At 71.0% G+C, this 12990-nt stretch carries 9 protein-coding genes and 1 tRNA gene; 4 read left to right on the top strand and 6 right to left on the bottom strand.

The window, feature by feature from the left end:
- Positions 1–48: 48 nt before the first annotated feature.
- Positions 49–1488 (bottom strand): aminopeptidase P family protein, encoded by a 1440-nt coding sequence (locus tag ACTWQF_RS35445; protein ID WP_443283882.1) that lies wholly within the window; start codon positions 1486–1488, stop codon positions 49–51.
- A 155-nt stretch (positions 1489–1643) separates the two neighbouring features.
- The gene (locus ACTWQF_RS35440; protein ID WP_443283881.1) at positions 1644–3281 is read right to left on the bottom strand and encodes a PP2C family protein-serine/threonine phosphatase; all 1638 of its coding nucleotides are present in this window, start codon (positions 3279–3281) and stop codon (positions 1644–1646) included.
- A gap of 678 nt (positions 3282–3959) precedes the next feature.
- Between ACTWQF_RS35440 and ACTWQF_RS35435 the strand changes: the two genes are divergently transcribed.
- Complete coding sequence (locus tag ACTWQF_RS35435; protein WP_443283880.1) at positions 3960–4682, top strand: bifunctional DNA primase/polymerase; 723 nt, start codon at positions 3960–3962, stop codon at positions 4680–4682.
- Between the two features lie 270 nt (positions 4683–4952).
- Positions 4953–5546: a hypothetical protein gene (locus ACTWQF_RS35430; RefSeq protein WP_443283879.1), complete on the top strand. Its 594-nt coding sequence runs from the start codon at positions 4953–4955 to the stop codon at positions 5544–5546.
- A gap of 235 nt (positions 5547–5781) precedes the next feature.
- Here ACTWQF_RS35430 and ACTWQF_RS35425 read toward each other — a convergent pair whose 3' ends face one another.
- The 3 genes from ACTWQF_RS35425 to ACTWQF_RS35415 all read right to left on the bottom strand — a co-directional run bounded on the left by ACTWQF_RS35425 (position 5782) and on the right by ACTWQF_RS35415 (position 8710).
- On the bottom strand, positions 5782–6792 hold the full coding sequence (locus ACTWQF_RS35425; RefSeq protein WP_443283878.1) for a DUF5926 family protein: 1011 nt from the start codon (positions 6790–6792) through the stop codon (positions 5782–5784).
- 312 nt (positions 6793–7104) lie between these two features.
- The gene (locus tag ACTWQF_RS35420; protein WP_443283877.1) at positions 7105–7572 is read right to left on the bottom strand and encodes an ATP-binding protein; all 468 of its coding nucleotides are present in this window, start codon (positions 7570–7572) and stop codon (positions 7105–7107) included.
- A 241-nt stretch (positions 7573–7813) separates the two neighbouring features.
- Positions 7814–8710: a glycerophosphodiester phosphodiesterase family protein gene (locus tag ACTWQF_RS35415; protein WP_443283906.1), complete on the bottom strand. Its 897-nt coding sequence runs from the start codon at positions 8708–8710 to the stop codon at positions 7814–7816.
- Positions 8711–9199: 489 nt separating this feature from the next.
- Here ACTWQF_RS35415 and ACTWQF_RS35410 point away from each other — a divergent pair, with 489 nt between their 5' ends.
- Positions 9200–10954, top strand: coding sequence for a S1C family serine protease (locus tag ACTWQF_RS35410; protein ID WP_443283876.1), 1755 nt, complete (start codon positions 9200–9202; stop codon positions 10952–10954).
- Positions 10955–10990: 36 nt separating this feature from the next.
- Here the strand turns inward: ACTWQF_RS35410 and ACTWQF_RS35405 are convergent, their stop codons facing one another.
- Positions 10991–12217, bottom strand: coding sequence for an IS110 family transposase (locus ACTWQF_RS35405; RefSeq protein ID WP_443283875.1), 1227 nt, complete (start codon positions 12215–12217; stop codon positions 10991–10993).
- Between the two features lie 615 nt (positions 12218–12832).
- Between ACTWQF_RS35405 and ACTWQF_RS35400 the strand changes: the two genes are divergently transcribed.
- Positions 12833–12919, top strand: a tRNA-Ser gene (locus tag ACTWQF_RS35400).
- Positions 12920–12990 lie beyond the last annotated feature (71 nt).

Below are 12990 nucleotides of genomic sequence, written 5' to 3'. Positions count from 1 at the left end.
ACCGCTGTGCTCGACTGTTTGCCGGCTGCCTCGGAGCAGCCGCCGGGCTCAGGCCCGCAGCTTCGTCATCCAGCTCTCCACAGCGGAGCTGCTGCGCGGCAGTGCGGCGGACAGGTTCCGGTTGCCGTCCTCGGTCACCAGGATGTCGTCCTCGATGCGCACGCCGATGCCGCGGTACTCCTCGGGCACCGTCTCGTCGTCCGCCTGGAAGTACAGCCCGGGCTCCACCGTCAGGCACATGCCCGGCTCCAGCGTGCCCTCGGCGTACGTCTCCCGGCGGGCGACCGCACAGTCGTGCACGTCCATGCCGAGCATGTGGCCGGTGCCGTGCAGCGTCCAGCGCCGCTGGAGGCCCAGCTCCAGCACACGCTCCACCGGACCCTCCAGCAGACCCCACTCGACCAGCTTGGTGGCGAGCACGCGCTGTGCCGCCTCATGGAAGTCGAGGTACTTGCCGCCCGGCTTGACGGCGGCGATGCCCGCCTCCTGCGCCTCGTACACCGCGTCGTAGATCCTACGCTGCAGTTCGGTGAAGCGCCCGTTGACCGGCAGGGTGCGGGTCACGTCCGCGGTGTAGAGGGTGTGGGTCTCCACACCGGCGTCGAGCAGCAGCAGCTCTCCCGAGCGCACCGGGCCGTCGTTGCGCATCCAGTGCAGCGTGGTGGCGTGCGGCCCGGCCGCGCAGATGGAGCCGTAGCCGACGTCGTTGCCCTCCACCCGGGCGCGCAGGAAGAACGTGCCCTCGATGTAGCGCTCGGAGGTGGCCTCCGCCTTGTCGAGGACCCGTACGACGTCCTCGAAGCCGCGCACCGTCGAGTCGACGGCCTTCTGCAGTTCGCCGATCTCGAACTCGTCCTTGACCAGCCGCATCTCGGCCAGGAAGCTCCGCAGCTCCTCGTCCCGCTCGGCGGTGACCTTGTCCGCCAGCGCCGCCTCGATCCCGCCGTCGTGCCCGCGTACGACCCGGACCGGGCCGGTGGCCTCGCGGAGCGTGTCGGCCACTGTGCGTACGTCGGCACAGGGCAGTCCGTAGAGCTTCTCGCTCTCGGTGAGGCTGTGCCGGCGGCCGACCCACAGCTCGCCCTGGCCGTCCAGCCAGAACTCGCCGTTCTCCCGGTCGGAGCGGGGCAGGAGGTAGAGGGTGGCACTGTGGCCGTGTGCACCGGTGGGCTCCAGGACCAGCACGCCGTCCTCGGTCTGGTTGCCCGACAGGTAGGCGTATTCGACGGACGACCTGAAGGGGTACTCGGTGTCGTTGGACCGGGTCTTGAGGTTGCCCGCGGGGATGACCAGACGCTCGCCCGGGAAGCGTGCCGACAGCTGCTCGCGCCGCTCGGCAAGCTCGGCGACCTGCGCGACGGGCTCCAGATCGTGCAGCTCGGTGTCGCCCCAGCCGGACTTCATGTTCTCGGCGAGCTCATCGGAGACGCCCGTGTACAGGCCGTTCTTCCGCTGCTTGATCGGCTGCTCGTCAGCGGCGTCTGCCACGTCTGCCTCCTCTTTGACGGATAAAACCACCTTCCATCGTATGGGTGGGGCCCGGCTGGTCCACAGCCGTGCGCATGTGACGTTCGGCTGTGCGGATGTGAGCTTCGGCCGGTGCGGGCCGATGGTGGTCCCGGTCCGGGCAGGAGCGGCGTCCCTCAGAACCGGGCCGCCAGCAGTACGACGTCCTCGGGGTGGTCCGGCAGATCGGCCAGCGGCCCCGGCAGCACTGTGCGCAGCACGTGGTCGACGAGGGCTTCCGGGTCCTCCCGGGCGGCGCGCGGGGCCGAGGCAGCGGCCGAGCGCAGCCGGGCGAAGGCGCGGTCCATGGAGTGTCCCGTGCGGTGCAGCAGCCCGTCCGTATAGCACAGAAGCGTCTCGCCCTCCTGCAGGACGACCTCCGCGCTGGGCGCCTCCCAGCACGCCAGCATCCCCAGCGGCGCCGAGACTGCCGTCTCCACCGGCTCGATGCGCCGGGGCCCGACGATCAACGGCGCACAGTGCCCGGCCCCGGCGAGCAGGACCTTGCGGGTGGCGGGCTCGGCGTAGACGAACAGCGCGGTCGCCGAACAGGACGGCTCGGTCAGCCGCAGCAGCAGCTCCAGATCGGACAGCACGGCGACCGGGTCCTCGCCCTCCATCACCGCGTACGCACGCAGGGAGGCCCGCAGCCGCCCCATGGCGGCCACCGCTGCCGGTCCGCTGCCGGTGACCCCGCCCACCGCGAGCCCCACGGCCCGGTCGGGCAGCGGCAGCGCGTCGTACCAGTCCCCGCCCCCGCACGGGCCCGTACGGTGCCGTACCGCGAGCGAGACACCGGGCACCCGGGGCAGCGCGCTGGGCAGCAGTTCCTCGCTGAGGGTGGCCATGTCGGCGCGGGTTCGGGCGAGTTCGCCCAGCCGGGCGCAGTGCTCGGTGGCGTGCCGCAGATAGCTGCCGAGCAGTTCCCGCTGGCGGGGCGTGGGCTCGCCGGGTTCGTCGTAGAGCCAGACGGCGGCCCCCAGCCGGGTTCCGGACTCGGTGGTGAGCGGAACGGCGTAGGTGGCCGCGTAGCCGAGGCGGGCCGCGACCTCCCGGTGCCGGGGGGAGAGGTCCTGGTCGGCGGCGATGTCGGGGCAGGTGATGCCGCCGGCGGGGGCCAGGACCGGCGACGCGTCGGAGGCGGCGGCCTCGTCGTCGCCGCGGCAGGGGACATCGCTGTGGCCGGAGTCGTCGCTGTGGCCGGGCCTGTACGGCTGAGTTGTACCGGCCGGCGCGCTCCCCTCGGCCGCCGCACCAAGGCCGGGCTCCGCGTCGAGGATGCGCGCGTACGCGGCGGAGGAGCGGGGGACAGTCTCGATCTGGCCGAGATCGGCGCGGCCGAGGCCGAGGCCGATGGTGCGTTCGGGGGCGCGGCCCGGTGTGGTGGAGGGGCCGCTCCCGGGATCGGTGCCGGGTTCGAGCGCGATCATGCCGCGGGGGGCGCCCAGCAGCGTGGAACCGGCGCGCAGCGTCTCGCGCAGCGCTGTGTCGAGACTCGTGATGCGAACGAGCCGAGTGGTGAGGTCATGGAGCGAGGAGAGGTCGCAGATCCGGTTGCGGTCGGCCAGTGAGCTTCCGCTCTCCGGGGGAGCGGTCCTGGCGGACGGATCCGCTGCCGATGCGGCAGATGACGTGCTGGTCGCTGGACCGGGAGACGTCGTGGAGGTTGTGGACGCGGTGGGTGCCGCAGCGGCGGATGCCGCTGCGTTCGTGGAGGAGTTCGAGGAGACCACCGGTTGGATTCCAGCCACTTTCGGCAGGTGCGGGGAGGTCATGGGTGGCGGCTCAGGCTGCGGGTGAACTGTCCCAATAGCATCGCAAACCCCCATGTCATGCTGCTCCGCTATCAATGGCACTACATCTACACATGCCGTTGGGGCATGTCCAGCACGTGCGCTGCGGTGCCGAGAATGTCCGGCGAGGGGACCCGCCTCACGGGGGCTGGCCGAGGTGTGGAAAGATTGGCGGAAAATCGCCCACGTGGCGTGCATACTGCTGTCGACTGAGGCCATTCGGCAGCGCGTTGGCACCGCCGTTGCGGGTACGGAACCCTGTGGGGAGTCATGGCGTCCTAGGGAGCAGCGGGCCCCGACCCGCCCGCTTCTTGCGGGAGGGCACCAGCCGCAGGATTGCACCAGGCAGCACAGGCGCGGTACGAGCGGATTCTGTGGGTACCTCACCAGCCGGAGGCTGGGGGAGGTTCTCGGCAAGTAACGAGCAAGTACGAGCAGCATCGGCGCAGGTGGCAGTCCACAGCGCGAACGCCATGCATGCGCCACCCCCCGCCACGTTCCACGCCCGGTCCGCAACATGATGCGCTGTTCGGCACGCACGGTCACCAGAGCTTCACGTGGTGTATTGAGCTAGAGATCGATCGGCACGGCCAGTTGGCGATATTTGCTGTGTTTGCGTAATAGGCGTTGTTCGGCGTTCACGGAAAGGAACGAGCGCTCATGCGCGAGATCCTCGGAAGGCGCTCCCTCCGGGCCTGGGCGCAGCTCCAGGGCCGTCGGCTCTGGGCGCGGTCCGGACGGTACAACCACAGGTCACCGATGCGGAACACGGCGCTGACGGCGGCCCTCGAGTGGCAGTGGCCGGTCGTTCCCGGCGCCGCGCTCGCGTCGCCGGGAACCCGCGGTGCTTCGGCCGTCTGCGCGTGTCCGGATCCCGAGTGCGTGGTGCCGGGGGCACACCCCTTCGAACCCGTGCTGCTCGCGGCCACCACCGACCCGACGATGGTGCGCTGGTGGTGGGAGAACCGGCCGGACGCCCCCGTCATCCTCGCGACCGGTGGCACGGCGCCCTGCGCGCTGAGCCTGCCGGCCGTCGCCGGGGCGCGCGCCCTCGCCACGTTCGACCGCACCGGCGTCCGGGTCGGCCCCGTGATCGCGACGCCCACCCGCTTCTCGGTCCTGGTCGAGCCCTACGCCCTCGAAGAGCTGGGCGAACTGCTGTACGCCCAGGACCGGGTGCCCAGTTCGCTGCGGTTCCACGGTGACGGCGGCTATGTGGCGCTGCCCGGTTCGCTCACCGGCGCGGGCAAGGTCCGCTGGGAGCGGGAGCCGGAACGCGGTGGCGAGGAGCGGCCGTGGCTGCCCCGGATGGAGACGCTGCTCGACGTACTGGTCGAGGAGAGCTCCGCGACGCCGGACAACGGGAGCCGGCTGGCCTACTGAGGCCGGCCTGCCGAGCGACCCACTGAGGGACTCACCGAGACCGACCCATTGGTGCGGGGGCTACTGGGGCGGGGCCGCTGAGGCTTGCCACCGGAACGCTGAGGCTTGCCACGGAACGGGGCGCGTTGTTCACCCGTACGGGTAGGAGCCGACCGGAGTTGTGGGGGAAACGGGCGGCTTGTCGAACCGGCGGCGCCTTGGCCCCGATATGTTCACCTCATCAATCGGCCCGGTCCCCCTCTCCTCGCTCGTGTCCCAAGTGGGTCCCTCATGCACCAGCCGCAACAGCGCACCTCCCGGCTCCGTGCGGTCACGCTCGCCAGCGCGCTTGCGCTCGCCGCCGCGCTGCCGCTCGCCGCGGCGGTGGCGGGCCAGGACGCGCGACTGGCGTCGGAGGCGTTCCACGCCGCCCAGCCGCCCCGGCACGCTGATGACGGTGACGCCGCTCCCAATGCTCACCCCTCCGATGTCCGCCCCTCGGAGAGTGGGCGTCCGGCCATCTCCTGCGGGCCGGAAATCGCCTCCCCCGAAGGTGTGGCGGCCCGCGCTTGCGTGTTGACCGAGGGCGGCGATGCCTGGGCCCGTGCGTACTACCGCAACCCGACCGACCGCCGGCTGCCTGCCGTCCTCACTCTCCACGGCCCTGACGGACGGATGGCGAGGGTGCACTGCACGCTGCGCGTCGGCGGTGACCGGGGGGTGTGCGAGACGCCGCGTGACCGCGGTGCGAAGGCTGCACAGAGGGCTGAGGGCGCGTATTCAGCGGTGGTCGAGGTCGTCCCGGCGGACGGTGAGCGGCTGCTGCGGGCCGACAGCCACGAGCGGCACCGCAAAGACAACTCGCCGCACCCAGGCGGGAGTTAGCCGATCAGTTCGACCGCCGTCCGGAGCCGGGCACAAAAGAACCCGGTCGCTGGCGACGGGGGATGCACCAGCGACCGGGCTCTTAGAACGGTAACAAGAGATCGGCTGTTAGCAAATTCGATCGCCCATATCCGGACGCCGATTTACCTGCGAGTAGGGCAACTTAGGACGTCGATGTGACCGGAGTCACGGCACGAGTCCTTCGCAAGTCCACCGTCGAATCCGCCGACTTCCTTCAGCTGAGCGTCACCTGACGGTTGGTGAGACCGCTGCGCGCCCGGCGCTCGTCGGCCGTCAGCGGCGCCGTCACCGACAGCGCCTCCGCCAGCCGCTCGGCGAACGCTGCCGCGGGCTTCTCGCAGTCCTCGGACGTCATCTCCGAGGGCAGGTCCCACACCGGCACGGTCAGCCCGTGCGCGCGGAAGGAGCCCACCAGCCGGGAGCCCTCGGCCCCGGAGGCACCGCCCGGCTCCCCCAACGCCGAGGCACCGGCCGCGTGCAGCCGCGCGAGCGCGTCCAGCAGCCGCTCCTCGGGGTGGGTCATCACCCAGCGCAGGTGGTTCTTCTCGGGCGCCTCGCACCAGTACGCGCCCTCCACGCCCGTCAGCCGGGCGGTGGGGATCGCGGCCGCGTTGGCGCTCTCCAGCGACGCAGCCACCTCACCGGCCGGCTGCTCATCACCGTCCAGCCAGAACTCGAACCCCGTGTGCACCTCTGGCTCGAACGGTGCGTTCAGGTCCAACAGGTCCTGGAGCCGCGGGCCGTCGGGCGCCGCCCGCCCCGCGTCGACGGGCGTGCCCGGCTCGGCCGCCAGCGCCCGGCTGAGGGTGTCCGCCAGATCGCGGCTGATGTCGCCGGACGCCGTGTCGTTCTGAAGACCCAGCAGGACCTCGCCGGTGTCGCGACGGAGCGCGGGCCATGCCATCGGCAGCACCGTGGCAAGCGTCACCGCGGGAACGCCCTCCGGCAGCCCGTCCTTGAGGGTGAGACGTGCAGTGGCGGCGGGGACCAGCTCGCGCATCGCGACCCAGTCGCTCTCGTTCGGCAGCCCCTCGAACGGGCGGCGCACCAGCTCGGTTGCCGCCTGTGCGGCTGCCCTGCCGTGGCACGCCTTGTAGCGGCGGCCCGAACCGCAGGGGCACGGCTGCCGGGCTCCCACCACCGGGTAGCTTCCGGCGGCTGCCGTGCCCGCGGAGGTTCCGGCGGGCGCCGCGGCGGCTGACTGGGGTCGGCGCTTCTTTGCCATACGAGCGGTTCTCCAGGTATGCGGCGGTGTGTAGGCGCCGCGATCCTAGTAGCTGGACGGCGCGCGACGCTGCCCGCGCGGCTTGCGCCTCCGGTGGCGGCGTGCGCTTCCTGTGCCCCCGTTGTTCCGGTGCGGGGGTACCGCTGCCCGAAGCGTGCGGGCTGCGGGCTCCCCCAAGCTCTTCGAGCAGGGAGGTACCCCCATGGCTGGTGGGGGCACCTCCCGGCCGGAGGCTGGGGGAGCAGTTCCCCGCGCCTCTTCGGGGCGCAGCCCTCATGCCGGGTATGCAAGACACTCCGGTCAAGCGCTCGGCTACTTGAGCTCTTCCACCGAGGCAAGGTCGAATTCATCGTCGAGGTCGCCCAGGCTTGCGGCGACCCGGCCGCTGAACGAACTTTCCGGCCGCAGCACGGCCCAGACCGTCACACCCGGTGGCTCGTCCGCGGGGGTGCCCGTTTCGGAACGCACCCCCCAGTCGCGGGCGAGGGCCGTGATGATGGCAAGCCCTCTGCCGCCGCGTGCGGTGACGGAGGGCTTGGCCGGAAGTGGGCGGGTCGGACCGCCACCGTCCGTGACGGCGATGGTCACCTCACCCCGTACGTCCCTGCGCCACGACGCTCTGACTGTGTCGACCGGGCTGCTCGTGCCGCCCGCTCCGGCCGCCTCCTCGTGCAGCGGGCGTGCATGCCGGCACGCGTTGCTGAGGAGTTCGGAAAGAATCAAGGTCGCATCATCGACCACCGTGTCGGGCGCGCCACATGCGCGAAGTTCCTCGCGCATCCTGCGCCGTGCGACTCGTACACCCGACGGACCATGGGGCACGGCCATGGTCGACGAAGTAGGCACCTCCTGTGCCACCACCAACGCCACCCCCGAGACCTCCTTTGCCCCACGCCATCGGGATGAATGCCCCAGTTGAGTGCGGCGGAAACCGGCCACTCTTCTTCTCTTGACGCACTCGCGTGTCTGCAATAAGCGCCGAGTGCGCCGGTGCACTCCGTCCGCCAGGCCCTCTCGCTTCTCAACCGGCCCGCCCGCGCCCGAGTTGGGCGCGGACCTGGCGGGGGCGGTTGGTGATGATCGCGTCGACACCGAGCCGTACGCACAGATCGACGTCCTCGGGTTCGTCGACCGTCCACACATGCACCTCGTTGCCCGCGCGCTGTGCCCGTGCCACGTACTCCGGGTGGGCACGCAGGATGCGGATGCTCGGACCGGCGATACGCACTCCGTGCGGCAGCCGGCCGTCCCGGTGGCGGGGGAGCAGGAACTGCATCAGAAAGACCGTCGGCATGTGCGGCGCCGCCACGCGGATGCGCTGCAGGGAGCGCGCGGAGAAGCTCATGACGCGTACGGGGGTGCGAAGCCGGTGCCGGTCAAGGAGTTCCAGCAGCCGCTCCTCGACCTGGCCGGCCCAGCGTGTGGGGTGCTTGGTCTCGATGGCCAGTTCGACCGGGCGGGGCGCTTCGGCGACGAGGGTGAGCAGGCGGTCGAGGGTGAGGACGGAGGTGCGCTCGGGGTCCGCCGTACCGGGACGTACGGAGGTTCCGGAGCTGCGCTGCGGCCTCCCGGCAGGTCCTGCGGCGCCGGCCGGTTCCATGGCGCCGGCCGGCCCCGAGGCGCCGACCGGTCCCGGCGTCACGGCGCGGCCGTCGGTCTCGTCGGTGTCCAGCGCGGTGTCCGGCGACTCGTAGGGGTCGGCGTGCCGGTCCTTCCATGAGCCGAAGTCGAGCGCGGCCAGTTCGGCCAGCTCCAGCGCCGAGACGGCACCGCGTCCGTTGGAGACGCGGTTGACCCTGCGGTCGTGGACGCAGACGAGATGTCCGTCCGCGGTGAGCCGTACGTCGCACTCCAGCCCGTCGGCGCCTTCCTCGATGGCGCGGCGGTAGGCCGCCAGCGTGTGCTCGGGCGCCGCCATGGAGGCACCGCGGTGGGCGATGACGGACGGGTGGCGGCCGAGACGGTGGCGCGACCCGGCGTCGATCTCGTTGCTCACCGGGTTATCGTGCCACCGGGCCGGGTGAGCACGCTGTGCAGGGCTCTACGGAGTGCTTCCGGTGGAGGTCGGCCTCCGTGCGGTGGCCGAGGTCGCCGAGGGGCGGTTCGGGCCCGGCGCGCCTAGGCTGGTTGCTGTGATCACGGAGTACGCGTGTGCGAGCGGTGGGTCTTGTGGGTGACGCCGCCCCGCTGTCGGTCCGTACGCCGTCGACAGTGGCGGCGGAGGGCGCGATGGCGGCCGGGAAAGCCGGGCGTTCTGTCCGGAGTTGGCCCGTTGTAAAGAAGGGCAGCGGACGCTCAGCGACGGCTTACGTCCGTCTGACGTGCGATGGGAAAAGCTGTCCGCGGATACCCGCGTACGTGAACACACCCAGCCCGGCGATGTCGTGTACCTGATGAGGAGTGAGTTGTGAGCACCGAGAACGAGGGCGCTGCCGTGACGCCTGCGGCGGGGCCGGGTCCCACGCCCCCGGCGCCGGCCCAGGCCCCGTCCACCGGCGCCCCGACGAGCCGCGAGGACGGCGACTTCTCGCTGCCCTCCCCCGACTCTTCCGCTTCCGGTCCGGCCTCCGCCGCTGCTGCGGCTGCCGTGGACACCGCCACCGCCATGGACCGTACGCAGAACGGTCCGGACGTCCAGGACACGGTCGTCTCGGCGAAGGAGTCCGCGGGGGACACGCTGGTGCAGTCGGCGCAGGCGGACAGCGACGCGGCGCCGAGGATGCCAGAGGGCGCGGGCGACGGGCCGACGGCCCCCGTGCCGCAGCAGCCGCCTTCCGCCCCAGCAGTCCCCTCCGCGTCAGGCGGCGGACCGGGCGCGGGCACGGGCTCCGGTACGGGCCCCGATGACGGCGGTGCAGGGCAGTCCGGAGGCTGGGGACAGGGCGGTGCGGGCGGTCAGACGCCGCCGCCTCCGCCCCCGTACGGCGGCGGAGGCGGCGCTCCTGGTGGCCCGGTAGGTCCCGGCGGCCCGGGCGGTGGTGGGATGCCGCCGCACGATCCCTGGGCGATGCCCTCGGACCCGCTCGGTCCGGAGCCGGGCGGCCGGAAGCGGCGCGGCGGGCTGCTCGTCGGCGTCCTCGTCGCCGCGCTGGTCGCGGGCGGCATCGGCGGCGGCATCGGCTTCTGGGCGGCCGACCGCAACGCGAACGGCGACACCACCACGATCAGCTCCTCCGCCGACCCGAAGAAACTCAACCGCTCCCCCAAGTCGGTCGCAGGCATAGCCGACAAGGCGCTTCCGAGCGTCGTGACCATCCGGTCTTCCGGAGGCGGCGAAGAGGGGACCGGTACCGGGTTCGTCTTCGACAAGGAAGGCCACATCCTCACCAACAACCACGTGGTGGCCAACGGTGCGCAGGGCGGCAAGCTGACGGCGACGTTCTCCGACGGCAAGAAGTACGACGCGCAGGTCGTCGGCAAGGCACAGGGCTACGACGTCGCCGTGCTCAAGCTGAGCGGCCTCGGCGACCGGACGCTGCAGCCGCTCCCCATCGCCGACTCCAACGATGTGGCGGTCGGCGACGCGACCATCGCGATCGGCGCTCCGTTCGGCCTCTCGGGCACGGTCACCACCGGCATCGTCAGCGCGAAGAACCGCCCGGTGGCCTCCAGCGACGGCCAGGGCAGCCAGGCGTCGTACATGAGCGCGCTCCAGACCGACGCCTCGATCAACCCCGGCAACTCGGGCGGCCCGCTGCTGAACGCCCAGGGCGCGGTCGTCGGCGTCAATTCGGCCATCCAGCCGGGCGGTGGCGGAGGCGGTCTGGAGGGCGGCCAGTCCGGCAGCGTCGGCCTGGGCTTCGCGATCCCCTCCAACCAGGCCAAGCGAGTGGCGGAGCAGCTGATCAAGACCGGCCAGCCGGTCTACCCGGTGATCGGCGCGACCGTCGAGCTGGGCGGCGGCGGCAAGGGCGCCACCATCTCCAACACCGGCGAGGGCGGCGCCGACCCGGTCACCGCCGACGGCCCGGCCGACAAGGCGGGCCTCAAGCCCGGCGATGTCATCACCAAGCTCGACGACACGTTGATCGACAGCGGCCCCACCCTCATCGGCACCATCTGGACCCACCAGCCGGGAGAAAAGGTCAAGCTCACCTACGAGCGCGACGGCAAGGAGAAGACCGTTGAGCTGACCCTCGGCTCCCGCAAGGGCGACGACTGACCACGCGCTAGACACCTCACCTCACGAGGCCAAGCGTCAAGCTGCAGCAGCGAGTTGGGTGGGGAAGGCGGTGTATTCGTCGAACAGCTTGCGGTGCTGGAGGCAGTGGTAGAGCTGTCCGATCATGCGGTTGAAGAGGTTGCGTTGGGCGGCTGCGTGCCAGTCTCCGGCTTCTCGCCGGCGCCGGTAGTGTGTGTCGGCGCCGGGCGAGTGGCGGAGAGCTGAGAAGGCCCAGAGGTAGCCAGCATGATTGAGCCGGTCGTTCTTCACCCACCGCCTTGTGATCGCCGTCTTTTTGCCCGAAGCTCTGGTGACGGGGCTGGACCCGGCGTATGCCTTCAGTCCGCGGGCGTCGGCGAAACGGGTGCGGTCGTCCCCGATCTCAGCCAGGATCCGGGCGGCGAGCTGGATACCGAGCCCGGGGAAGCTCAGCAGGATCTCGGCGTCCGGGTGCTGAGGGAAAGCCTCTTCCACCGCCTCGGCGAGGTTGTCGGCGGCGGTGCAGGCAGCGTCCAGCTGGATGAGGAGGGCGAGCATCTGCTTGCCGAGCGCATCCTCGACAAGCGGCGGCTGATGGGCCCACTCGGCGCGGAAGACCTCGCGAACGCGGTCAGCCTCTGCCTCGATGCCGCGCTTGCGTCCAGCTCGTTTGAGGGCGGCTTGGAGCTGGGGGCGGGTCATCCGTGCAGCCCGGGTCGGCGTCGGCGCGGCCTTGAGGAGTTCGCGGGCCTCGGGGCGGCACAGGCCGTTGGTCCAGGTGGCGAAGGCGTCCAGGGCGGACGGGTAGTACTCGCGCAGGAGGGAGCGGAGCTGGTTGGCAATCTGCTGCCGGTTCCAAAGGGCGTCCTGCTGAGCGCGGGCAAGGACCGCGATAGCACGGCCCAGGTCACTGTCTGTGGGCATGGACCGGTGGGCATGCATATCGGTCCGCAGAATGTTCGCCAAGACCAGGGCATCGCCGGGGTCCGACTTCTTGCGCGAGACTGAGTGGCGATCGCGGTAGCGGGCGGCGGCCATCGGGTTGATCGCGAACACTTTCCGCTTGCCCGTGCGCAGCACGGCGACCAGCAGCCCGCGCGAAGTTTCGATCGCCACTGGGATCGGGTTTTCCTCGGTGTCGCCGTACTCGGCGAGCAGCTCCAGCAGGATCTGGTAGCCGGCTGCGTCGTCGGTGATGTGCCGCTTGGCCACCAGCGTGCCAGTGTCGTCGACCAGGGCGACGTCGTGGGTACGTTCCGCCCAGTCGATACCGCAGTAGATCAAGAGGTCCCTCCCCTATGTACAGGTGTTCGCGCTGGTCACGAGCGCATGCGGGCCACGCGAGCGACCTAATCCAAGGCCTCAACCGCAACCGGGCCGGGCCGACACCTCACTAGCCGTTCGTGGCACCAGCGCACCTCACGGACCTCAGTCTGCACAGGAGCTCATGCGGCTCGGGCGTATCAAGAGGTCACCGCACGGCGGGCTCGCACCACCAACACCAACGAGTGATCAAGGCGCAGGGTGTTGACATTCGGCGGCTCTAGACGCCGCCGCTCTGGCATGAGGCGTCAATGCCTGGGCTTTGCAAGGCATTCGTCCAGAACCGGCGGATGGTGACACCCTGCATATGGGTGGTGGCGGTCACGGTGGCGCCGAGCGTGCCACTCTCCGACTAGGTTTCGCCGCCAGCATGAACCCAGGCTTCCGCCCGGCGCCTGCGCGATCGCCACCACCCTGAGCAGCGAGACCGCGCGGCGATCTAGCGCGAGGCCTGGGCGGCCCAGCTGTCCCGAGGCATCAGCCCCGCTGCTCGAACAGTCGGCAGAGGCACTGCCCCCGCGCGACCGTCCTTAATGAGGGATTAGGCTGTCCCCGCGTCGTCCTCGGACGACGCGGGGAGGCGTGCCCGAGCGGCCGAAGGGAGCGGTCTTGAAAACCGTAGAGGTGGCAACACCTCCGTGGGTTCAAATCCCACCGCCTCCGCACTGGCGGTAAAGCCGCAGGTGAAAGGGGTGCCGCGCACTGCGCGGCACTCCTTCGTCATTCGAACAGTC

The sequence above is a fragment of the Streptomyces sp. 8N114 genome, from assembly GCF_052245835.1.
GTDB lineage: Bacteria > Actinomycetota > Actinomycetes > Streptomycetales > Streptomycetaceae > Streptomyces.
This window is presented reverse-complemented; position numbering and strand designations above follow the sequence as displayed.